This window comes from Streptomyces sp. ASQP_92, assembly GCF_025399895.1.
Classification (GTDB): Bacteria; Actinomycetota; Actinomycetes; order Streptomycetales; family Streptomycetaceae; genus Streptomyces.
The window spans coordinates 254589-276893 of sequence record NZ_JAODUA010000003.1; the positions used below are offsets into that span (position 1 = coordinate 254589).

Annotated in this window: 16 protein-coding genes; 9 read left to right on the forward strand and 7 right to left on the reverse strand. The window is 72.4% G+C overall.

The genetic code is table 11. The features are described from left to right. Positions 1 to 119: 119 nt before the first annotated feature. Positions 120 to 1271, reverse strand: coding sequence for a substrate-binding domain-containing protein (locus N4G70_RS10685; protein ID WP_261712312.1), 1152 nt, complete (start codon positions 1269 to 1271; stop codon positions 120 to 122). A 199-nt stretch (positions 1272 to 1470) separates the two neighbouring features. On the opposite strand from N4G70_RS10685, the gene N4G70_RS10690 reads away from it, so the two are divergent. Beyond that, positions 1471 to 3330 (forward strand): DUF2264 domain-containing protein, encoded by a 1860-nt coding sequence (locus tag N4G70_RS10690; RefSeq protein WP_261712313.1) that lies wholly within the window; start codon positions 1471 to 1473, stop codon positions 3328 to 3330. A gap of 41 nt (positions 3331 to 3371) precedes the next feature. Here N4G70_RS10690 and N4G70_RS10695 read toward each other — a convergent pair whose 3' ends face one another. Together N4G70_RS10695 and N4G70_RS10700 are read right to left on the reverse strand one after the other, a co-directional pair. Further along, positions 3372 to 4145 (reverse strand): SDR family oxidoreductase, encoded by a 774-nt coding sequence (locus N4G70_RS10695; RefSeq protein WP_261712314.1) that lies wholly within the window; start codon positions 4143 to 4145, stop codon positions 3372 to 3374. A gap of 127 nt (positions 4146 to 4272) precedes the next feature. Continuing rightward, positions 4273 to 4941, reverse strand: coding sequence for an MOSC domain-containing protein (locus tag N4G70_RS10700; protein WP_261712315.1), 669 nt, complete (start codon positions 4939 to 4941; stop codon positions 4273 to 4275). A gap of 80 nt (positions 4942 to 5021) precedes the next feature. Between N4G70_RS10700 and N4G70_RS10705 the strand changes: the two genes are divergently transcribed. Further along, on the forward strand, positions 5022 to 5915 hold the full coding sequence (locus tag N4G70_RS10705) for a LysR family transcriptional regulator (RefSeq protein WP_261712316.1): 894 nt from the start codon (positions 5022 to 5024) through the stop codon (positions 5913 to 5915). Positions 5916 to 6028: 113 nt separating this feature from the next. Here N4G70_RS10705 and N4G70_RS10710 read toward each other — a convergent pair whose 3' ends face one another. Then, positions 6029 to 6358 carry a WhiB family transcriptional regulator gene (locus N4G70_RS10710; protein ID WP_120721857.1) on the reverse strand — a complete coding sequence of 110 codons (330 nt, stop codon included), beginning with the start codon at positions 6356 to 6358 and terminating at the stop codon, positions 6029 to 6031. Positions 6359 to 6784: 426 nt separating this feature from the next. Here N4G70_RS10710 and N4G70_RS10715 point away from each other — a divergent pair, with 426 nt between their 5' ends. The 4 genes from N4G70_RS10715 to N4G70_RS10730 all read left to right on the forward strand — a co-directional run bounded on the left by N4G70_RS10715 (position 6785) and on the right by N4G70_RS10730 (position 11139). After that, positions 6785 to 7396, forward strand: coding sequence for a response regulator transcription factor (locus N4G70_RS10715; protein WP_003948568.1), 612 nt, complete (start codon positions 6785 to 6787; stop codon positions 7394 to 7396). A 254-nt stretch (positions 7397 to 7650) separates the two neighbouring features. Continuing rightward, positions 7651 to 8235, forward strand: a complete 585-nt coding sequence (locus N4G70_RS10720) for a sigma-70 family RNA polymerase sigma factor (protein ID WP_261712317.1) — start codon at positions 7651 to 7653, stop codon at positions 8233 to 8235. A gap of 167 nt (positions 8236 to 8402) precedes the next feature. Next, positions 8403 to 9908, forward strand: a complete 1506-nt coding sequence (gene guaB, locus N4G70_RS10725) for an IMP dehydrogenase (protein WP_261712318.1) — start codon at positions 8403 to 8405, stop codon at positions 9906 to 9908. A 106-nt stretch (positions 9909 to 10014) separates the two neighbouring features. After that, positions 10015 to 11139 carry a GuaB3 family IMP dehydrogenase-related protein gene (locus N4G70_RS10730; protein WP_261712319.1) on the forward strand — a complete coding sequence of 375 codons (1125 nt, stop codon included), beginning with the start codon at positions 10015 to 10017 and terminating at the stop codon, positions 11137 to 11139. 111 nt (positions 11140 to 11250) lie between these two features. On the opposite strand, the gene N4G70_RS10735 is transcribed toward N4G70_RS10730, so the two are convergent. Both N4G70_RS10735 and N4G70_RS10740 read right to left on the reverse strand, forming a co-directional pair. After that, complete coding sequence (locus N4G70_RS10735) at positions 11251 to 11748, reverse strand: hypothetical protein (protein WP_261712320.1); 498 nt, start codon at positions 11746 to 11748, stop codon at positions 11251 to 11253. Between the two features lie 91 nt (positions 11749 to 11839). After that, positions 11840 to 13084 (reverse strand): nucleotide sugar dehydrogenase, encoded by a 1245-nt coding sequence (locus N4G70_RS10740; protein WP_261712321.1) that lies wholly within the window; start codon positions 13082 to 13084, stop codon positions 11840 to 11842. A gap of 233 nt (positions 13085 to 13317) precedes the next feature. Here N4G70_RS10740 and N4G70_RS10745 point away from each other — a divergent pair, with 233 nt between their 5' ends. Next, positions 13318 to 15024 (forward strand): glycerol-3-phosphate dehydrogenase/oxidase, encoded by a 1707-nt coding sequence (locus N4G70_RS10745; RefSeq protein WP_261712322.1) that lies wholly within the window; start codon positions 13318 to 13320, stop codon positions 15022 to 15024. On the opposite strand, the gene N4G70_RS10750 is transcribed toward N4G70_RS10745, so the two are convergent. After that, complete coding sequence (locus tag N4G70_RS10750) at positions 15021 to 16160, reverse strand: serine hydrolase (protein ID WP_261712323.1); 1140 nt, start codon at positions 16158 to 16160, stop codon at positions 15021 to 15023. The genes N4G70_RS10745 and N4G70_RS10750 overlap by 4 nt on opposite strands. Positions 16161 to 16429: 269 nt before the next feature. On the opposite strand from N4G70_RS10750, the gene N4G70_RS10755 reads away from it, so the two are divergent. Then, on the forward strand, positions 16430 to 19147 hold the full coding sequence (locus N4G70_RS10755; RefSeq protein WP_315904240.1) for a protein kinase domain-containing protein: 2718 nt from the start codon (positions 16430 to 16432) through the stop codon (positions 19145 to 19147). Between the two features lie 216 nt (positions 19148 to 19363). Then, positions 19364 to 22114, forward strand: coding sequence for a protein kinase (locus tag N4G70_RS10760; protein WP_261712324.1), 2751 nt, complete (start codon positions 19364 to 19366; stop codon positions 22112 to 22114). Positions 22115 to 22305: the final 191 nt, after the last annotated feature.

Here is a 22305-nt window from a genome sequence, read left to right on the forward strand (position 1 = left end):
GGCTCCTGAACGTGAGGGGACGAGGCGATGGCCGCGATCCTTGGCCCAGCGCTGACCGAAGTCAAGAGCGAAAGTTCGATTGATCGAAAAAAGATCAGAGGAAGAGTGAACGCTCCTATTCAGGATTGAACGCTCATCGGGTCCCGGAGGGTGTCGGACGGGGCTCCGCAGGAGGCCCGCACCCGCAGCCTCGGCAGCAGGTCGACATGGCGGCGCGGCGACTCCTCACCCCCGGCCGGACCGGGCCCGCCCGTGCCGCGCAGCCGCTCGATCAGGAGCTCGGCCGCGTGCCGCCCCACCTCGTGCTTGGGCGGGGCCACCGCGGTGAGCGGGATGTCCGCGAGCGCCGCCACCTCGTCGTCGTACGCCACGAGCGCCAGGTCGTCGGGCACCCGTACGCCCAGCTCGGCCAGGCGCTGCACGATCCGGATGGCGTCCACGTCGTTGTGCACCAGCGCCGCCGTGGCCTGCCCGGACACGACCGCGCGGCGCAGCGCCCGCACCGCCCGCTCGAACCCTTCGGGGTCCGCCTCCGCCGACACCGAGCCGATGACGGGCACCGGCGCGGTGAGGCCGAGCGCGTCGAGCGCGTGCCGGTATCCGGCGCGCACCGCGATCGCGGTGGGGCTGTCCGCGCGGGCCACGAGCAGGGGCGTGGCATGGCCGAGCCCGAGCAGGTGGCGCAGCGCGATGAGCACGCCGTGGCTGTGGTCGGAGCAGACCCGGTCCAGGTCGTCCAGCTCCCGGCCGGGCACGCCGCGCCGCTCCAGGAGGACGGTGGGCACCGGAAGGCCGGCGATCCAGGCGCCGTGCTCGACCGGGTCGTCCGGCTCCTTCCAGCCCGGCGCGATCAGGAGGCCCTCGGCTCCGGCCGCGAGCAGGCCGGCCGCCCGGCCCGCGTCCTCCTGCGGCCGGTAGTCCGAGATCCGCAGGATCAGCCGGGCCCCGGCCGCCGCGGCCGCCTCGTGCGCGCCCCGGATGACCTCGGCGAAGTAGTAGGTGGCATTGGGGGCGAGCATGCCGATGACCAGTTCGCGCGCCGCCTCGCCCCGGGGCTGGGCCGCCTGCGGGGCGCCCTTCCCGGCGCCGGGCCAGGAGACCGAACCGTGCACCCGGTCCAGGCGGCCCTGGTTGGCCAGCAACTCCACGTCCCGCCGGACGGTCACCGGCGAGACCCCGAGCTGGCCGGCGAGCTCGGAGACCCGCGCCGACCCCCGCCCGCGCACCAGCTCCAGCAGTCGGTCATGACGTTCAGCAGCACTTTCACGCACGGCGGCATCCCCTTCGCGGTGTGGTGGCCCGGTTGGGCCCCGACCTTAATGCACCGTGATCGAACGGCGGCAGTTTCGATCATTCGGTCAGATCCATTGACGTTCGATCAAAGCGAGTTCTAAGTTCCCAGAGATTCGCGCAGCGCCCCACCCCCGGGTGGTGCCGCCCACCGCCGCCCCCCGAGGGAGCGTTCGCGTCATGCCCATCGCCGCCGAGAACCGTGAGCTCAGCCCGTACACCGGCTGGACCCGCGCGCACTGGGAGCGCTCGGCGGACCAACTCCTGCTCGCCGTACGGCCCTACGCCTCGCCCGGGCGGGGGCTCATCAATCTGCCCGGCGCCCGCCCCAGCTGGTCGGGCCCCCGCTCGGACGGCCTCGAAGGCTACGCCCGCACCTGGCTGCTGGCCGCCCTGCGCGTGGCCGGCGCCGGCGGCGAGGATCCGCACGGCCACCTCGACCGTTACGCCGACGGCCTGGCCGCGGGCACCCGACAGCCCGTACCCACGGGCCAGTTGGACCCGGCGTCTCCCGACGCCTGGCCGCTGACCACCCACGTACCGCAGGCGATCGTCGAGTCCGCGTCCGTCGCGCTCGGGCTGCGCCTCACCCGCCCCTGGCTGTGGGACAAGCTCGACGACCGCACCCGCCGGCGCACCGTGGACTGGCTGCTGCCGGCCCTCGGCCCGTCCCCGGTCGACAACAACTGGTGGCTGTTCGGCCTCACCGTCGCCGGATTCCTCCAGGACGCCGGCATCGAGACCGACCGCGCCGCGGCCACCATCGAACGCGCCCTGGCGCGCGTCGACCAGTGGTACCTCGGCGACGGCTGGTACAGCGACGGCCCCCACCGCTCCTTCGACCACTACAACGGCTGGGCCCTGCACTTCTATCCCGTACTCCACGCCCATCTGGGTGAAAACCAGGAACTCCTGGACCGCTACGGCCCCAGGCTGCATGCCCAACTCGACGCCCACGCCCGGATGTTCGGGGCGGACGGCGCGCCCATGCCCTACGGCCGTTCACTCACCTACCGGTTCGCCGCCGCGGCCGCGCCCTGGCTCGGCGCCCTCACCGGCCACACCCCGCTCACCCCCGGCGCCACCCGCCGACTGGCCTCCGGCAGCCTGAAGTACTTCCTGGACCGGCCGCCCGGCCGGGGCGCGACGGATGCCGCCGGCCTGCTCACCCTGGGCTGGCACGGCCCCTACCCGCCGGTGATCCAGCACTACTCGGGCCCCGCCTCCCCGTACTGGGCCGCCAAGGGATACCTCGGGCTGCTCCTGCCGCCCGAGCACCCCGTCTGGACGGCCGTCGAGGAGCCGCTGCCCGCCGAGACCGAGGACGCCACCGCGACCCTCGGCCCGCCGGGCCTGCTGGTCCAGGCGACCGTCGACGACGGCCTGGTCCGGCTGCACAACCACGGCAGCAACAACCACGTGGGCGGCGGCGCGGACGAGGATCCCTGCTACTCCCGCTTCGCCTACTCGACCGGCACCGGACCGACCGCGCGGGGTGTGCCCGACAACCACTTCGGGCTGATGTCACAGGGTGAGTCCACCACGCGCGGCCCCGCGACCCCCCTGGGCAGCGGCCCCGGCTGGGCGGCATCCCTGTCCGAGCCGCGACCGGGCCCGCCCGGGGTGCGGATCGTGTCGGTCACCCTCGCGCACGGCCGTGCCGAACTCCGCGCCCATCTGGTCATCGGGGCCGCCCCCGGCACCCCGGTCCGCCAGACGGGCTGGGCCACCACCCCCGGCCGCACCGGCCAGCTGCACCCGGTGCACGGATACTCGGCCGAGGTGCGCCGACTGCCCGCCGGATCAACCCTGTTCGGCCCCGGCTCCGAGCTGCTGGCGCTCGACGGAACGACCGGCGCCACGCAGTCCCTCTTCGTCGCGCTGGCCTCCCTCACCGCGCGGCCGGACCCGGGCCCGGTCCACGCGCTCGCCGACGTCCAGGTCACCGGCCACACCGTACGGATCACCTGGCGGGACGGAACCGCCTGCCGGCTCGTACTCGACCCGGCCTCGCCGACCGTTCGCACAGAGGACGAGTGAGGGCACACCGCGCCGCCCACGCGGGCTTGGCCCCAACTGGCTTACTGCGGACCGTACTTGCGGCCCGTCCTGGAGGTCAGCCCGCCGAGCACGCCGCGCGGCGCCAGCTTCACCGCGCCCATCAGCGCCTTGTAGCGCGGGTCGGGGATGGAGAGGGACTTGCCGCGCGCCAGGTCGGTCAGGGCGGCCGCCACGAGCTTGTCGGCGTCCAGCCACATCCAGCCGGGAATGTTGTCGGTGCCCATGCCGGCCCGCTCGTGGAACTCGGTCCGTACGAACCCGGGGCACAGCGCCATCATCCGCACCCCGGACCCGGCGAGGTCCCGGGCCGCGCCCTGGGTGAACTGCACGACCCACGCCTTGGACGCGCCGTAGGTGCCGCGCGGCACGAAGGCCGCGACCGAGGCCACGTTGACGACGCCCCCGCGCCCGCGCTCGCGCATCGAGGCGGTGGCGGCGGACGTCAGCCGCAGGACCGCCTCGATGTGCACCTTCACCATGGTCAGCTCGTCCGCCATGGGCACTTCGAGGTAGCGGCCCTTGTTGGCGAACCCCGCGTTGTTGACCAGCAGGTCCACCGGTCGCCTGGGCTGGGACAGCCGTTTCTCGACCGCGGTGATCCCGTCCTCGGTGGACAGGTCGGCGGTCAGCACCTCGGCCTCGATGCCGTGCCGGTCGTGCAGCTCGGTGGCCTGCTCGCTGAGCCGTTTGCCGTCCCGGGCCACCAGCACCAGATCGTGTCCATCGGCCGCCAGGCGCCGCGCGAACGCGGCGCCGATGCCCGCCGTCGCTCCCGTAATCAGTGCAGTCGTCATAGGCGCACGGTAATGCCCCCGCCGAGCGCCCGACGACCGCCCCCGCCCCGCCGCCGAACCGGTGGTGACCGCCATGAACTGCCCCAAGAGCGGCCGTTCTTCCCGGCCGCGCCCGGCGCCGCGACGCCTAGGAGCCGTGCTTCGACAGGTACGTCTGCGCGGCCTCGCGCGCCTCGGGGTCCAGGGCGTCGCCCGCGGCCAGGACGCGCGGCAGCAGGGCCCGCTCGGTCGTGAACGCACGGAACCAGAAAGCGACCGAAACTTCGTGATCCGGTCGTTCGATCAAGGTGACTGGGTCACCCACCCGGACCTCGCCCGGTTCGATCACCCGGAAGTACGCGCCCGGAACGGCCGCCTGTGTGAAGCGCCGGACCCAGCCCTTCTGATCGAGCCAGCCCGCGAACGTCCGGCACGGAATGCGCCCGGACGCCACTTCGAGGACCGCGTCCCGGCCTATGCGCCAGCGCTCGCCGATCCGGGCGTCGTTCACATCGACCCCGCACGTCGTGAGGTTCTCGCCGAAGGAACCGTTGGGCAGGGCGCGGTCCAGCTCCTTCGCCCAGACGTCCAGGTCCTCGCGGGCGTAGGCGTAGACCGCCTGGTGGTCACCGCCGTGATGGCGCAGGTCGCAGACGTCGTCCCCCTCGACACCGCTGCCCCCCACGCCCCTGGCGCCGGGCGCGAAGACCCGGACCGCGCCGCTGGTCGGACGCTTGTCGATGCCGGTGACGCCGCCCTGGGCATCGGTGTACCCGACGGCCTTGGCGCGGCCGAGATTCACAGAAAGAAGCTCCATGGCCGAACGCTAACCGAGCCGCACCCAAAGCCGCGCCACGATTTTACTCGCAGCCTCCAAGATTCGCTTATGCTTGCCGCATGATCGAGGCCCGTCACCTCCGCGTCCTGCGCGCCGTCGCCGCCACCGGTTCCTTCTCGGCGGCCGCGCGCGAGCTGGGTTGCACCCAGCCCGCCGTCAGCCAGCAGATGAAGGCCCTCGAATCGTCCGCCGGCACCCCGCTCCTCATCCGCACCGGCCGCGAGATGCGCCTGACCCAGGCCGGCGAGGCCCTGGTCCGGCACGCCTCTGGGATCCTGGCCGGTCTTACCGCCGCCGAGGAGGAGGTCGCCGCCATCGCGGGCCTGCGGGCCGGCCGGGTGCGCCTGGTCTCCTTCCCGAGCGGCTCCTCCACGCTCGTACCGACCGCGCTCGCCGCCCTGCGCGCGGCCCACCCCGGCACCCGGGTCTCGCTGGTGGAGGCCGAGCCGCCGCGCTCGGTGGAGATGCTGCGCGAGGGCGACTGCGACATCGCGCTGGCGTTCCGGTACGGCTCGAACGCCACGGAGTGGGACGACCTGGTGGTCCGCCCGCTCCTGGTCGACCGCCTCGTCGGCCTGGTGCCCGAGGGGCACGCACTGGCGGAGGCGGGCACCGTCGCCATCAAGGACCTGGCGGACGAACCCTGGATCGCGGGCTGCCCGCGCTGTCGGCGGCAGTTGGTGGAGGTCTGCGAGGAGGCCGGGTTCACCCCGCGCATCGACTTCGCGACCGACGACTACCCGGCGGTGGTCGGCCTGGTCGGCGCAGGGCTCGGCGTCGCGGTGATGCCGGAGCTCGCCATCGAGTCCGTACGCCCCAAGGGGGCCCGCACGGTGACCGTCGAGCCGGCCGTCCAGCGGGAGATCGTCGCGCTCACCCTGCCCGACCTGGCCCAGGTCCCGGCCGTCGCGGCCACGCTGGACCAGCTCACCCGGGCCGCCGAGCGCGACTAGACGCGGCCGCGTCCCCTCGCCGACGGGCAGGACGCCAGGTGCCCGCCAGGGGCCCGGCACTGGGCCGGACGGCGCAGGAACGTTTCTGCGTATCCGGTGTGCTCCGCGGTCCCTCAGGTCGCGCCCATGCCGCCTCCGGCCGGGGCCGCGGCCGTCACCAGGCGGTTGCGCGCCCTGCCCATGAGCTCTTCGCGCTCGTCCTCGGTGAGCCCGCCCCACACCCCGTAGGGCTCGCGTACCGCCAGGGCGTGCGCCGCGCACTGCGCACGCACCGGGCAGCGCATGCACACCTCTTTCGCCGAGCTCTCGCGCGCGCTCCGCGCCGCGCCGCGCTCGCCCTCCGGGTGGAAGAAGAGCGAGCTGTCGACCCCGCGGCAGGCCGCGAGGAGCTGCCAGTCCCACAGATCGGCGTTCGGTCCGGGAAGGCGGGAGAAATCTGCCATTGCTCTAGTCCCCTTGAAACCGTGCTGAGGCGGATGGGCGGCCGGTACAGAACGGGTGCGCACGGGGGCTCATCCGAAACGTACGTACCGACGAAGGTACATCTCTTGTGTAAGTAGATGTAAATATGACTCATTGGGAATCTAGCCACAGACACCAGCAAAAGGGAAGAAAAGCCGCTAAATGGGGCATAGCCCAAAAAGTTGGGCCGCCGACTCGCGAGACTCTCCTGTGTGCACGGTTCCTCACGTAGAGTGCCGAACGTGCCCGCCCGACCCGTAACTCTTTCGAGTGACCGTCGTTGAGAGTGCGGAAGCGATTGAAACAACAAGCGCTCGGGCAAGTGTCCGAGAGCGTCAGTCGCTCAGGTGACACATGTACCCAGCCTGGAGGCTCAAGGTGACGCGCATCAGCTGCGGAGGGCGGCCATGACATCAGTCCTCGTCTGCGACGACTCCCCTCTTGCCCGCGAGGCGCTCCGCCGCGCGGTTGCGACCGTGCCCGGCGTCGAGCGTGTGACGACGGCGGCCAACGGCGAGGAAGTCCTCCGCCGCTGGGGTGCCGACCGCTCGGACCTGATTCTGATGGACGTACGCATGCCCGGTCTGGGCGGTGTGGAGACGGTCCGTCGGCTGCTGTCCGCCGATCCGGGCGCCCGGATCATCATGCTCACGGTCGCCGAGGACCTCGACGGGGTCGCGCTCGCGGTCGCCGCTGGTGCCCGCGGCTATCTGCACAAGGACGCCTCGCGCGCCGAGTTGCGGGCGACCGTCACCCAGGCGCTCGCCGACCCGACCTGGCGGCTCGCGCCGCGCAGGCTGCGGTCGGCCGAGATGGGTGCGGCGCCGACGCTCACCGCGCGCGAGATCCAAGTCCTCGAGGGCATGAGCCACGGCCGCTCGAACGCCGAGATCGGCCGCGAGCTGTTCCTTTCCGAGGACACGGTCAAGACGCACGCCCGCCGACTGTTCAAGAAGCTCGGCGCCTCCGACCGGGCGCACGCCGTGGCGCTCGGTTTCCGCTGGGGTCTGGTGCGCTGACGGCAGGTGAGACAGCCGGTCGGAGCCCCGTCCGCCACCGGGCGGACGGGCCCGGTCGTCCCGCGAACGGCAGCAGTAGGTGTTGCTTCCGCCGCGATGCCGCATCCTTGTAGGTGTGGAGTTCCTCGGGGACAGGTCGGTCGAGCGGGAGGGGGGTGCAGGGGATGAGTTCCGGCGCACCCGCTCATAACGCTTCGGTGCACAACTACGGACGCGGTGCCACGGAAGGGACGACGCCGAGGCACCATGGATCGATGCGCGACGACGAGGCTACGGCCCAGGGGGTCATCGGTGCACTCGTTCACCGTGCTGTCGACGGGGACGAGCAGGCCACGCATGATCTGCTCGCGCATGTCCATCCCCTCGCGCTGCGCTATTGCCGCACCCGGCTCAACCGGCTGCCGGGTGATGCTCGCCACTTCGTGGAGGACCTCGCCCAGGAAGTCTGTGTCGCCGTCCTGATGGCGCTGCCGCGCTACCGCGACACCGGGCGCCCCTTCGAGGCCTTCGTCTTCGCCATCGCCTCGCACAAGGTCGCCGATCTCCAGCGGGCCGCGATGCGCCACCCCGGTTCGACGGCCGTGCCCTCCGACGAGATGCCGGAGCGGCCCGACGACTCGCTCGGACCCGAGGAGCGGGCGCTGCTCAGCAGCGACGCCGAGTGGGCCAAGAAGCTGCTGGCCAACCTTCCCGAGAACCAGCGCGAGCTCCTGGTGCTGCGGGTCGCCGTCGGCCTCACCGCCGAGGAGACCGGGCAGATGCTCGGCATGTCGCCCGGCGCCGTCCGGGTCGCCCAGCACCGCGCGCTGAGCCGGTTGCGCGCCCTCGCCGAGCAGTAGGAGGCGTGTGTTCGGCGTGCCCATAGGTGCGCGGCGGGCACCCCAACCCCCGCTCCCTCACGTATGAACGTACAAAGAAGCACGATGATCTTGCTCGTGGAATGAGACACCCGCACAGCCCGTTAGCATGGACATCCGCACCGATCAAGGCCATTGGGGAAGGTGTCATGACTGCAAACGTCGACGGAGTGCCCGAGAAATTCGCGACGCTCGGGCTGACATACGACGACGTGCTGCTGCTGCCGGGCGCGTCCGACATGGCGCCCGACCAGATCGACACCTCCTCGTACCTCTCGAAGAACGTCAAGGTGAACGTCCCGCTGCTCTCGGCGGCGATGGACAAGGTCACCGAGGCGCGCATGGCCATCGCCATGGCCCGGCAGGGCGGCGCGGGCGTGCTGCACCGCAACCTCTCCATCGAGGACCAGGCCAACCAGGTCGACCTGGTGAAGCGCTCCGAGTCCGGCATGGTCACCGACCCGATCACGGTGCACCCGGACGCGACGCTGCGCGAGGCCGACGAGCTGTGCGCCAAGTTCCGCATCAGCGGTGTCCCGGTGACCGACCCGGCGGGCAAGCTGCTCGGCATCGTCACCAACCGCGACATGGCCTTCGAGTCGGACCGCACCCGCCAGGTCCGCGAAGTCATGACGCCGATGCCGCTGGTCACCGGCAAGGTCGGCATCTCCGGCGTGGACGCCATGGAGCTGCTGCGCCGCCACAAGATCGAGAAGCTGCCGCTCGTCGACGACGCCGGCATCCTCAAGGGCCTCATCACGGTCAAGGACTTCGTCAAGGCCGAGAAGTACCCCAACGCCGCCAAGGACAAGGACGGCCGGCTGCTCGTCGGCGCGGCCGTCGGCGTCGCGGGCGACGCCTACGAGCGCGCCCAGGCGCTGATCGCCGCCGGTGTCGACTTCATCGTCGTGGACACCGCGCACGGCCACTCCCGGCTGGTCGGCGACATGGTCGCCAAGATCAAGTCGAACTCCTCGGGCGTCGACCTCATCGGCGGCAACATCGCCACCCGCGACGGCGCGCAGGCGCTCATCGACGCGGGCGTCGACGGCATCAAGGTCGGTGTCGGCCCCGGCTCCATCTGCACCACCCGCGTGGTCGCCGGCATCGGCGTCCCGCAGGTGACCGCGATCTACGAGGCCTCGCTCGCCGCCAAGGCCGCGGGCGTCCCGGTCATCGGCGACGGCGGCCTCCAGTACTCGGGCGACATCGCCAAGGCCCTGGTCGCGGGCGCCGACACGGTGATGCTGGGCTCGCTGCTCGCCGGCTGCGAGGAGTCCCCGGGCGAGCTGATGTTCATCAACGGCAAGCAGTTCAAGTCGTACCGCGGCATGGGCTCGCTCGGTGCGATGCAGTCCCGCGGTGAGCAGCGTTCGTTCTCCAAGGACCGGTACTTCCAGGAGTCCGTGTCCACCGACGACAAGCTGATCCCCGAGGGCATCGAGGGCCAGGTGCCGTACCGCGGCCCGCTCTCCGCCGTCGTCCACCAGCTCGTCGGCGGTCTGCGCCAGTCGATGTTCTACGTCGGTGGCCGTACGGTGCCCGAGCTCCAGCAGAACGGCAAGTTCGTCCGGATCACCTCGGCGGGCCTCAAGGAGAGCCACCCGCACGACATCCAGATGACCGTAGAGGCGCCGAACTACAGCAGGAAGTAGTCCGCACCACCCGACGAGGGGCGGCCCGGGAGTTCCCGGGGCCGCCCCTCGCTCGTATGTCGGGGATACTGGGGCATGCAGACGTAGAGGGAAAGGCCCACACAACGTGACTGAGATCGAGATCGGGCGCGGCAAGCGCGGCCGCAGGGCGTACGCGTTCGACGACATCGCCATCGTCCCGAGCCGGCGCACCCGGGACCCGAAGGAGGTCTCGATCGCCTGGCAGATCGACGCCTACCGTTTCGAGCTGCCCTTCCTGGCCGCCCCCATGGACTCCGTGGTGTCGCCGCAGACGGCGATCCGCATCGGTGAGCTCGGCGGCCTCGGCGTGCTGAACCTCGAGGGTCTGTGGACCCGGTACGAGGACCCGCAGCCGCTGCTCGACGAGATCGGCGAGCTGGACGAGGCCAACGCGAGCCGCCGCCTCCAGGAGATCTACGCGGCGCCCATCAAGGAAGAGCTGATCGGCCGCCGCATCAAGGAGGTGCGCGACTCCGGTGTGGTCACCGCCGCCGCGCTCTCCCCGCAGCGCACCGCCCAGTTCTCCAAGGCGGTCGTGGACGCGGGGGTGGACATCTTCGTCATCCGCGGCACCACCGTCTCGGCCGAGCACGTCTCGGGCGCGGCCGAGCCGCTGAACCTGAAGCAGTTCATCTACGAGCTGGACGTCCCGGTCATCGTCGGCGGCTGCGCCACGTACACCGCGGCCCTGCACCTGATGCGCACCGGCGCGGCCGGCGTTCTGGTGGGCTTCGGCGGCGGCGCCGCGCACACCACCCGCAACGTCCTGGGCATCCAGGTCCCGATGGCCACCGCCGTCGCCGATGTCGCCGCGGCCCGCCGCGACTACATGGACGAGTCCGGCGGCCGCTATGTCCACGTCATCGCGGACGGCGGCGTGGGCTGGTCCGGCGACATCCCGAAGGCGGTCGCCTGTGGCGCCGACGCGGTGATGATGGGCTCCCCGCTGGCCCGCGCCACCGACGCGCCGGGCCGCGGCCACCACTGGGGCATGGAGGCCGTCCACGAGGACGTGCCGCGCGGCAAGCTCGTGGACCTGGGCATCGTGGGCACCACCGAGGAGATCCTCACGGGCCCCTCGCACACCCCCGACGGTTCGATGAACCTGTTCGGCGCCCTGCGCCGCTCGATGGCGACGACCGGCTACAGCGAGCTCAAGGAGTTCCAGCGGGTCGAGGTCACGGTGGCGGACGCGCAGCACAAGCGCTGACGTTTGCACCGCGTGCCGCCCGCATAAGGGCGTGCCGCCCGCATAGAGGGAGGGCCCGTACCGCGACGAGCGGTACGGGCCCTCCCGCATGTGGTCCCCGGCGGCTCCCGGTTACTCCGTCGCGCGGCTGGCCCCCGCCCAGGCGCCGACGATGGCGAGCACGAGGAACGCGTACCGCAGGATGCTCTGGTCGTAGGACCACAGGTCGGTCAGCAGGCCGAAGTGGCTCAGGAACAGGTCGGTGACCGACTCGGGCGTGTCCTTGGTCTCGATCATCGCGACCGCGAGGAGCTGTCCGAAGAAGGTGGCGGCCACCGCCAGGGGCGCGGAGATCACGAACAGCCAGAAGCTGCGCCCGCCCACCTTGAAGGCCGCGATGGCCACCGCGAAGCCGATACCGAAGGCCGCGTAGCCGAACTGGCGCTCGATGGCGCCCGTGATGAGGCCGTAGACCAGCCCGGTGGCGACGGCGACGGCGAAGCCGGCGAGTGCGCCGCCCACCAGGTTGCCGGGCCCCCGCACCGGCGACGGGGCGACCGGAGCCGCCGGGTATCCGAAGTCCGGCTGCGGGCCGGAGGGCTGGGGCGGAGGCGTGACGGGCTGGCTCATGGATGGTCCCCCCTGGGACGGAAAACGCACGGCTGTGCGAGAAGTGAACGCCGCAGATTAGCAGCCGCCGTGCCCGGGCCCCACCCCGATTTCACAGGCGATGGGCCGCGCCTGCCGGGGTCGCGCCACGGGTGTCCAGGAGCAGTTGCGCCTTGACCGCGAGGCCCTGGAGGTCGTACGTGCGGTGGTGCTGGAGCAGCACGGTCAGATCCGCGTGGGCGGCGGCCTCGTAGAGCGAGTCCGCGCGCGGCACCGGCTGGTCGCGGACGCGCCAGGTGGGCACATGGGGGTCGTGGTAGGTGATCTGAGCACCCAGATCCATCAGGCGGCCCGCGATCTCCCGGGCGGGGGCGCCCTGTTGGTCGGCCGAGTCCGGCTTGTAGGTCACGCCGAGCAGCAGGACGCGGGCGCCCCGGGCCGACTTGCCGTGCTCGTTCAGGAGTGTGGTGGAGCGCTGGATGACATAGCTCGGCATGTGCGCGTTGATCTCGCGGGCCAGCCCGACCATGCGCAGTCCCCCGTAGGGCAGCGGGGTGGGGTCGAGCGGCATGCCGTGCCCGCCGACGCCCGGCCCCGGCCGGAAGGCCTGGAAGCCGAAGGGCTTGGTTTCCGCGCAGCGGATGACGTCCCAGAGGTCGACCCCCATGTCGTGGCAGAGCACGGCCATTTCATTGACCAGGGCGATGTTGACGTGCCGGAAGTTGGTTTCGAGGAGTTTGGACATCTCGGCCTCGCGAAGTCCCCGGGCGCGCACCACCTTGTCGGTGAGGCGGCCGTAGAAGGCGGCTGCCGACTCCGTGCAGGCCGGTGTGAGACCGCCGATGACCTTGGGCGTGGCCGCGAAGCTGTGGGTGCGGTTGCCGGGGTCGACGCGGCTCGGCGAGTACGCCAGATGGAAGTCGCGTCCGGCCCGCAGGCCCGAGCCCTCTTCGAGGAGCGGGCGCAGGAATTCCTCGGTCGTGCCGGGGTGCCCGGCGGACTCCAGGATGACGGTGGTGTGCGGCCGCAGCCGCCGGGCCAGCGCGCGGGCCGCGTCGGCGACCGCGCCGAGGTCGAGGGTGCGGTCCGCGCCCAGGGTGGTGGGCGCGCAGATGACGGCGGTACGGACGCGGCCGAGCTCGGCGGGGTCGGTCGTGGTGTGGAAGCCGCCCGCGAGCATCCGGCGCAGGTCGGCCGGGGTGAGCGAGCCGTCGACGGGGGTGCGTCCCGCGTTGAGTTCGGCGACCGCGCGTGGATCCGTGTCGTGACCGACGGTCTGGATGCCGGCGGCGACGGCGGCTTGGGCGAGGGGCAGGCCCAGGTGGCCGAGTCCGATGACGGCGAGGTCTGCGGGCATGTGACCGTCCTTTCCCTTAGCCGGAGGTGACAGGGGGCGCAAGCCCTGTGGACAGAATGGGCGTGCTGAATGTCAGACTAAGAGGAAATATGACTGATTTACGGCATTGTGCGGACGCGGCAAGCCGAGTGTTGTCCACAGGCGGTGGCCGATGTCGGTCGTCCCGTCCAGAATCGAGGGTGTGAGCCGGACCACCCGGCCCGCGGGACCACCCCGATCCACGGAGGCAAGCCGTGAGGACAGCGACACTGGGACCCGAGCAGCGCGCACAGGCGCTCGCCGCCATGGCCGAACGCGAGCTGGACGTGCTGGTCGTGGGCGCGGGGGTGGTCGGGGCGGGCACGGCGCTCGACGCGGCGACCAGAGGCCTGGCCACCGGTCTGGTCGAGGCGCGGGACTGGGCGTCGGGCACCTCGAGCCGCTCCAGCAAGCTGATCCACGGCGGGCTCCGCTATCTGGAAATGCTCGACTTCGCCCTCGTACGGGAAGCGCTCAAGGAGCGCGGGCTGCTGCTCGAACGGCTCGCGCCGCACCTGGTGAAGCCGGTCCCGTTCCTCTATCCGTTGCAGCACAAGGGCTGGGAGCGGTTGTACGCGGGATCGGGCGTCGCGCTCTACGACGCGATGTCCGTCTCGTCGGGCCACGGCAGGGGCCTGCCGACACACCGTCACCTGAGCCGGCGCCACGCACTGCGCGTCGCCCCCGCGTTGAAGAAGGACGCGCTGGTGGGCGCCTTGCAGTACTACGACGCGCAGATGGACGACGCCCGCTATGTGACCACTCTGGTGCGCACCGCCGCCGCGTACGGGGCCCAGGTCGCCAACCGGGCCCGGGTGGTGGGCTTCCTGCGCGAGGGTGAACGCGTTGTCGGTGCCCGGGTGCAGGATGGTGAGGCGGGCGGGGAGTACGAGGTCCGCGCGAAGCAGGTCGTGAACGCGACGGGCGTGTGGACCGACGACACCCAGGCGCTGATCGGGGAGAGGGGGCAGTTCCATGTACGGGCCTCGAAGGGCATCCACCTGGTGGTGCCCAAGGACCGCATCCACTCGAATACCGGGCTGATCCTGCGCACGGAGAAGTCCGTGCTCTTCGTCATCCCCTGGGGCCGGCACTGGATCGTCGGCACCACCGACACCGACTGGGACCTCGACAAGGCGCACCCGGCCGCCTCCAGCGCCGACATCGACTACCTCCTCGAACACGTCAATTCGGTCCTCGCGGTGCCGCTGACCCGGGACGACGTCCAGGGCGTGTACGCCGGTCTGCGACCCCTGCTCGCCGGGGAGTCCGACGCCACCAGCAAGCTCTCGCGCGAACACACCGTCGCGCATCCGGTGCCGGGCCTCGTCGTCGTGGCGGGCGGCAAGTACACGACGTACCGGGTGATGGCCAAGGACGCCGTCGACGAGGCGGTGCACGCGCTCGACCAGCGGGTGGCGGCCTGCGTCACCGAGGACATCCCGCTGCTCGGCGCCGAGGGGTACAAGGCGCTGTGGAACACCCGGGCCAGGATCGCGGCACGGACCGGGCTCCATGTGGTGCGCGTGGAGCACCTGTTGAACCGGTACGGCTCGATGGCGGAGGACCTCCTGGAGCTGATCACCGCCGACCCCTCGCTCGGCGAGCCGCTCACCGCCGCGGACGACTATCTGCGCGCCGAGATCGTCTACGCCGCCTCGCACGAGGGGGCCCGCCACCTCGACGACGTACTGACGCGGCGTACCCGCATCTCGATCGAGACCTTCGACCGGGGCACACGATCGGCACGGGAGTGCGCGGAGCTGATTGCCCCGGTGCTCGGCTGGGACACCCAGCAGATCGAGAAGGAGGTGGAGCACTACGAGAAGCGGGTGGAGGCCGAGCGGGAGTCGCAGCGCCAGCCCGACGACCTGACGGCGGACGCGGCCCGGCTCGGGGCGCCGGACATCGCACCGGTCTAGCGCATGGGCGAAGGTGCGGACGGGGACGGGGGTACGGCCCTGGGCCCGGACCCGGCCTCGGACACCGGCGGGGCCGTGGACACGGGTGCGGTGCCCGATTTCGGGCAGAACTCCGCGTCGAGCAGGGCGAGTTCGAGGGAGGGGTCGGTGAGGCCATCGGTGTTGGTGCGGAAGACGAGGGTGTGGCGGCCGTCGGTCGTGGTGGCGGCGCGCACATAACTGCCCTGGATATGACCGTTGTGCCCCCATACCGTCGCGCCGCAAGGCAGGCGCTGGGGGTAGACGCCGAGGCCGTACAGGCCCAGGGTGGCGGTGGTGTCGAGCAGTTCGCGCCGCTGGGCTGCGGGCAGCAGGGCGCCACCGAGGAGGGCCGCGTAGAAACGGCTGAGGTCGGCGAGGGTCGAGATCAGTTCGCCGGAGGCGCCCGCCTGGCGCGGGTCGATGTCGGTGACGTCCCGGCCGTCGGGGGCGTAGGCGCGGCTGTGGGGTTCGGGAAGTGTGGTGCGGGCGCCGGGGAAGGAGGTGCCGGTGAGATGGAGGGGCGTGATGATGCGGCGTTGGGTCTCGACGGCGTAGGGGTGGCCGGTGACGGCCTCGATGACCAGGCCGAGCAGCACGTAGTTGGTGTTCGCGTACGCATACCTGCCCGGGCGCCCGGGGGAGTGGGCGAGCGCGGTGCGGATGACTTCGTGAGGGGTGAGGGGAACCGGAACGGTGGTGTCCGCCGTGTAGTTGAAGAGACCGCTGGTGTGGGAGAGCAGGGAGCGCAGGGTGAGGTGGCGGCCGTCGTTGCCGTGCCCGCGCACGAGCCCGGGCAGATACCGCTCCACGGTGTCGTCGAGTCCCAGCCTGCCCTCGGCGGCGAGTTGGAGCACGACGGTGGCCACGAAGGACTTGGTGACGCTGCCCGCGCGGAAGTGGTCGTCCCGGCCGAGGACCGCGCCCGCGGTGCGGTACCGGGTGCCGAACGGGCCCTCGCTGAGCAGTGCGGCGGCAGGGGCGCCCCCGGTGGTGACGAGACGGGCCAGCGCGGCGCGTTCGGCGGTGGGGGCCGGTTCGCCGGGCGGTGCGGCCGTGCCAAGGACACAGAGCGTCGTGGCCAGCGCTGCGACGAGCAGGGCCCGGAGCGTCGGCATGGCGGGCTTCCCTTCCTTCGGAGCCATCTTGGCGGACGTTGGACCCGGGACCACCACCGGTCCTGGCGTGAGGGACAATGGGGGCTCTGCCAGGGCGGGTTACGGGCCTCGTGCGGACGCCGGGTTCGACAACGGCTCCGGCGCGGTCGGGCACCCGGCAGGACAAACAGGTCGGAGCGGTGAGCCGGGCCGCCTCCACGAGGGCAGGTCGCGGCAGGCCGCGGGCCGAGGCCGGCGCGGGCGAAGATCAGGAATCGCAGAGGGGACGCATGTCGCAGGCGGAGCAGTCGCGGGAACCCCAGCGGGACGAGCGGCAGGAACCGGAGGCGTCGTCGACGCCCGCCGAGTCCGCCTCGGACGAGGCGGGCACGAAGTCCGGGCGACGCCCGGCGGACACGGCGGACGCCGCGGCCCCGGCCGGCCGTTCGGCCGGGCCCACCGAGCCCGGCACCGGCACCGAGCCCGACGACACGGGTGACGCGAGTGACGCGGTGGCGAAGCGCGGTGCGGGTGAGCCGTCGGATGCCGGGCGGGACGCGGCTTCCCCGAAGTCCAAGTCGGGCTCCTCGGCGGGGAGTGCGAAGGCGGGTGCGGGTGCGGCCGCCGCAGGGAAGAAGACGGACCCCCGGGCGTCCGTTGCCAGGCCCGCCGCGGCGGCATCGGACGGGCGGAAGGACACCCCCGCCCACGAGCCGAAGCCGGCCCCGAGGGACGCGGACACGAAGCCGCGCTCATCGGGCGCGGACGCCAAGCCCGTTACCGACGCCAAGCCCACGGTCTCGATCGCCAAGCCGGATGCCAAGCCGGGCGCCAAGTCGGCTCCCCTGCCCGCCGATGCCAAGTCGGCCCCGAAGACCCAGGACGCGCGGCCGACCCCCAACGCCGCCGACACCAAGCCCGTTGCCGACGCCAAACCCCTCGCCGACACCAAGCCCGTTGGCGACGCCAAGCCCGTTGGCGACGCCAAGCCCGTTGGCGACGCCAAGGCCTCCGTACCAGCCGCCCCCGCCACGCCGGTCTCCAAGCCCACCCTCGCCAAGTCGGCCACCAGCCCCGCCGGTGCCGACCCCGCCGACGCCAAGGGTGGCTCCGCCGCCGGTGGTGGGGAAGGGCGGTTGCTCGCCGGGCGGTACCGGCTGGGTGGCGTGCTCGGCCGGGGCGGGATGGGGACCGTTTGGCGGGCCGTCGACGAGACGCTCGGGCGGACCGTCGCCGTCAAGGAACTCCGCTTCCCCTCCAGCATCGACGACGACGAGAAGCGCCGGCTCATCACTCGCACCCTGCGTGAGGCCAAGGCGATCGCCCGGATCCGCAACACCGCCGCCGTGACCGTCTACGACGTGGTGGACGAGGACGACCGGCCCTGGATCGTCATGGAGCTCGTCGAGGGCAAGTCGCTCGCCGAGGCCGTGCGCGAGGACGGCACTCTGACGCCCCGCCGGGCCGCGGAGGTGGGGCTGGCGATCCTGGACGTGCTGCGTTCCGCGCACCGCGAGGGCATCCTGCACCGCGACGTCAAGCCGTCCAACGTGCTGATCGCCGAGGACGGCCGGGTCGTGCTGACCGACTTCGGCATCGCCCAGGTGGAGGGGGACCCCTCCATCACCTCCACCGGCATGCTGGTCGGCGCGCCCTCGTACATCTCGCCCGAGCGGGCCCGCGGTCACAAGCCCGGCCCGGCCGCCGACCTCTGGTCACTCGGCGGGCTGCTGTACGCGTGCGTCGAAGGCGTGCCGCCGTACGACAAGGGTTCGGCGATCGCGACGCTCACCGCCGTGATGACCGAGCCGGTCGATCCGCCCAAGAACGCGGGCCCGCTCCTCGAGCAGGTCATCTACGGGCTGCTCGCCAAGGACCCGGCGCAGCGCCTCGACAACGCCGCGGCCCGCAAGATGCTCACCGGGGTGCTCAACGCCCCGGAGCGCCCGGCGGCGGTGCCCGAGCCGGTCTCGCCCGAGGCGACCCGGGTGGTTCCGCTGCCGCCGCTGCCCGGTGAGCCCAAGACCGACGTGGCCGCCGAGCGGGTGCGGGGCGCGCTCAAGTCCGTACGGAACGCGGCCGCCGAGGCCAGGGCCTCCGCCAAGGAGAAGGCGCAGGGCGCCCGCGAGGCGAGGGACGGGCGCTCCAAGGTGGTGCCCGCTCCGCGGTCCAGGTCCGGGTCGACGCCCGGATCGCCGTCCGGGCCCGTGTCGCCGCCGCGCGCGCCGCTCACCGATGTCGTGCCGCGCCGCACCCTGGTGATCATCGCGGTGGTCGCGGCGCTCGCCATACTCGGCACGGTGCTCGCCATCACCCTCAGCGCGGGCGATGACAACGCGAGCAAGTCCGGCAACGACAAGGCGGCCTCCAGCGGTCCCGCCGTCGGCGGTTCCGCGGCGAGCAGCAAGAAGGGCACCGGAAGCCAGAAGCCCTCCGGCGGGAGCAGCCCCTCGGGCCAGAACGCGTCGAGTGGCCAGGGCGACGGCAAGGGCGACGCGAACGGCACCGGCACTGGCACTGGCACTGGCACCGGCGACGGCACCGGCACCGGCGGCAAGGGCAGCGCCACGGGCAGTCCCGCCACCACCCCGTACAAGTCGGACCAGGGTTTCTCCATAGGACTGCCCGCGGGTTGGTCGTTCACGACGACCGATGACGCGGGAGCCCGCTTCACCGGGCCCAACGGGCAGCGTCTGCTGATCGGTTGGACCGACAGCCCCAAGAAGAACCCGGTGCAGGACTGGACGAATCAGGAGTCGTCCATGGTCAGGCCCGGCTACCAGCGCGTGAAGATAGCCGCGGTGGCCTACCGGGGCTGGCCGGCGGCCGACTGGGAGTTCACCTACAACGACAAGGACGGAACCAAGTACCACTCGGTGGACCGTGGATTCGTCGTCAGCGTCAGCCAGGGTTACGGAATCATGTTCTCGGCCAAGGACGAGGACTGGTCGAAGCCGGAGACCCAGGGGACCCTGGCCGCGCTCTTCGCCACCTTCCAGCCCGCCTGACCCACCCTCGGCCGACGCCCGAACCTGCTTCCGCACGGGTTACGGCGGCGCCTGCGGGGAAACGGGTATCCCCGGGGCACGATCCGGCGTGGCCACGTATCGTGAGAGTTCGCGGACCGTACGCAGCCACAATGGGCCGGAAACCGACCGGAATTGACGCGTTGTGCGGGGCCGAGAGCCGGGTCCGGGGGAACGAGCGCGCTGTGGGGAGGCGTCGTGGACGACTATGCGGGTCGGGTGCTCGCCGACCGCTATCGGCTGCCGCTTGCCCCCGAGGACGGCTTCGACCTCGTCGAGACGCGCGCCTTCGACACGTACAGCGGGCAGGAAGTCCTGGTCCGCCAGGTGCCATTGCCCGAGGTCGTCGACGCCGAGGTGCTGGACGGTGACGACGCGTACGGCACCCCCGACGCCTATATGCGCGGGGGCGCGACAGGCGCGGGCGGTGAGGACGAGTACGCGGGCGCGCCCGGTTACGGAAACGCGTCCGGTTACGGAGACGCGCCCGGGTACGGAAACGCGCCCGGGTACGGAGGTGCGCCGGGCTATGGGCGCACCACGCGGCGTCCCGCCGACCCCGCCGTGCGCCGGGCGGTGGAGGCGGCCCAGGCCGCGGCCCAGATCCCCGACCACCCCCGCCTCGACCAGGTCTTCGACGTGTTCGCGCAGGACGGCTCGCTGTGGATCGTCAGCGAGCTCATCGCCGCCCGGCCGCTGTCGGCGCTGCTGGCCGAGCGGCCGATGAACCCGTTCCGCGCGGCGGAGGTCGCCTCCGATGTGCTGACCGCGCTCGCGGTGCTGCACGCGCACGGCTGGACGCACCGCAACATCACCGCCCGTACGGTGTTGATATGCGACGACGGCCGGGTCGTGCTGACCGGCCTCGCGGCGGGGGCCGCCGAGGAGGCGCTGTGCGGGTACGCCCCCGTGCCGCTTCCGCCGGACGGAGCCGGGTTCGGCGACGTTCCGCCCCCGGCGCCGGACGCGGTCAACGAGGGTGCCCCGTACGCCACTTCACCGGACAGCGCCGAACCGCATCCCCCCGCCCGGCCCGGAAACCCCGACCGGTCCGGTCCCGCCCTGCCACCGGGAGCCGCCGCGCGGACCGGGGTCGTCGCCGCGTACCGCGCGGGCGCCGGGGCCGCGACGCGCACCGGCGCGGATGGCTCCCTCCCGGCCCAGCGACCCGATCCCGAGGCCGCGCCGCCCCCGGAGCCGGAGGGCGGGACCGGCCGGGCGGACCAGGGCATGTACGACCCCGTGCGCGGGGTACGGGTGGCGGGCGGGGCGACCGCGAGCCCGTATGCCGACGACCGGGGCCCCGACTCGGGCCGCACCCGCCGCCAGTACGACCCGGTGACCGGCCGCTGGGTGCCGCGCCCCGCAGCGCCGGCCCCCCGCCAGGATTCGGTGGACCCGGACCCGGACCCGGACGCGGGGCGGAGCGAGGGCCGTACGTCCGAACCGGGTCGGCCCAACTCGCCACATGCTCACGGCAGTTCGGGCAGCGCGTCGGCCGCCCGCGCACCCGCCCCCCGCACGCCCGCGCTGCCGCCCGGGTTCCGGGCCGACGCCTTCCGGGCGGACTCCCAGCGCCGACCGCACCCCAGCGCCCCGCCGCCCGTCCCGTCCCGGGAGCGGGCGTCCGTCGCGGAGCGCCGCCCGGCCCCCGGCGACCCCTCGGCCCACCCGGGCGCCCCCTATCGGGGCCCCGCCAACCGGCTCGCTGCCGAACGGGCTCGGCACACCCGGATCGCCGTGGTCGGCGCGGTCACCGAGCGCTGGTCGCCCGAACAGGCCGGGCCCATACACGAGAACTGGCGGCTCGCCCCGCCGATCGGCCCCGCCACCGACCTCTGGGCGCTGGGCGCCCTGATGTTCCGCGCGGTGCAGGGGCACGCCCCCTACCCCGAGGAGAGCGCGGCAGAACTCGTCCAGATGGTGTGCGCGGAGCCGCCCGCGTTCGCCGAGGAGTGCGGTCCGCTGCGGCCGGTCGTCGAGTCGCTGCTGCGCCAAGACCCCACCGAACGGCCGGAGTTCGAGGAACTGCGCGGCTGGCTCCGCTCCCTGGTCCGCTCCGCGCCGGAGCCGGACGCGGGCACCCGTATCACCCCGCTGATCGTCCCCGACGCCAAGCGGCTCCCCATCCTGCGCCGCCGGGGCGAACTCGTGCGCCGCAGACGACGGACCGCCCCGGTGGCCGTCGCCCCGCCGGCCGAACACGGCCGCCACCGCCACCGCCCGGCGGCGCAGCGGAGCCGGGGACCGAGGTCGCTCGGCCGGCTGCTGCTCGTGCTGATCATGCTCCTGCTGGCCGGGGCGGTCGCGTACGCCATGTTCTTCATGCCCCGGTCGGATCAGGGGCAGAACGCGGGCAGCGCCACCCCGCCCCGCCCCAGCGGCCAGCGGAGTCCGGGCGCGGGGCCCGGTGACTCCCCGGCGCCCACGCCCGGCGGCACACCGCCCTCCCAGCAGACGCAGACCACCGGGCCCGGCGGCCCGAGCCCCAGCCCGGCCGCCGGATACGCCGTGCGCAAGGATCCCGAGGGCTTCCAGGTCGGCGTCGACAAGAGCTGGCAGCGGCAGCCGATGAACGACGCCGGACAAGTCCGTTATGTGGGGGGCGACTTCACCCTGATCGTCGTCCCCGGCCGGGACGCGGTACGGGACAACGGCTCGGACCCGCTGGCCTACCAGGCCGACAAGGAACGCGAACTTCAGCCGTACCGGAACTCCAGCTGGTCCACCTCCAGCGGTCTGCGGCGCATCGACGTCGGACAGCAGTCCATGGCCGAGGGCCAGTTCACCTGGCGCGACAGCAGCGGGCGGCAGGTCTACGTCCGCAATCTCGCCATGATCGTCAATGGCCGGTATCACGTGGTCCAGGTCATCGGCCCCGAGTCCCAACGTGACAGGGTGACAGAGATCTTCGGGCAGGCGACCGGTGGCTACCGGGCCACCCGCTGACGAACGGTCACGCTGCGGAGTCACCGAAATCGCCCTGCCCGTACGGGATTCGGAGGGTATGCGCGGTCCGGCGCGGGCACGAAGGTCCTGATCATCGCGGGACCAACGGCCCGTATGGTCACGGTTGGGTGCCCCGAGGTTCCCTGGCCGGAATCCGCTCCGTAATCTGACCTCGAAGGAAAGTCTGGTCG

What these genes read in the sequence shown, in the direction of transcription:
- N4G70_RS10690 (WP_261712313.1), top strand. Translation starts at nt 1,471, where the DNA reads ATGCCCATCGCCGCCGAGAACCGTGAGCTCAGCCCGTACACCGGCTGG.
- N4G70_RS10695 (WP_261712314.1), bottom strand. Translation starts at nt 4,145, where the DNA reads ATGACGACTGCACTGATTACGGGAGCGACGGCGGGCATCGGCGCCGCG.
- N4G70_RS10700 (WP_261712315.1), bottom strand. Translation starts at nt 4,941, where the DNA reads ATGGAGCTTCTTTCTGTGAATCTCGGCCGCGCCAAGGCCGTCGGGTAC.
- N4G70_RS10705 (WP_261712316.1), top strand. Translation starts at nt 5,022, where the DNA reads ATGATCGAGGCCCGTCACCTCCGCGTCCTGCGCGCCGTCGCCGCCACC.
- N4G70_RS10710 (WP_120721857.1), bottom strand. Translation starts at nt 6,358, where the DNA reads ATGGCAGATTTCTCCCGCCTTCCCGGACCGAACGCCGATCTGTGGGAC.
- N4G70_RS10715 (WP_003948568.1), top strand. Translation starts at nt 6,785, where the DNA reads ATGACATCAGTCCTCGTCTGCGACGACTCCCCTCTTGCCCGCGAGGCG.
- N4G70_RS10720 (WP_261712317.1), top strand. Translation starts at nt 7,651, where the DNA reads ATGCGCGACGACGAGGCTACGGCCCAGGGGGTCATCGGTGCACTCGTT.
- guaB (WP_261712318.1), top strand. Translation starts at nt 8,403, where the DNA reads ATGACTGCAAACGTCGACGGAGTGCCCGAGAAATTCGCGACGCTCGGG.
- N4G70_RS10735 (WP_261712320.1), bottom strand. Translation starts at nt 11,748, where the DNA reads ATGAGCCAGCCCGTCACGCCTCCGCCCCAGCCCTCCGGCCCGCAGCCG.
- N4G70_RS10740 (WP_261712321.1), bottom strand. Translation starts at nt 13,084, where the DNA reads ATGCCCGCAGACCTCGCCGTCATCGGACTCGGCCACCTGGGCCTGCCC.
- N4G70_RS10750 (WP_261712323.1), bottom strand. Translation starts at nt 16,160, where the DNA reads ATGCCGACGCTCCGGGCCCTGCTCGTCGCAGCGCTGGCCACGACGCTC.
- N4G70_RS10755 (WP_315904240.1), top strand. Translation starts at nt 16,430, where the DNA reads ATGTCGCAGGCGGAGCAGTCGCGGGAACCCCAGCGGGACGAGCGGCAG.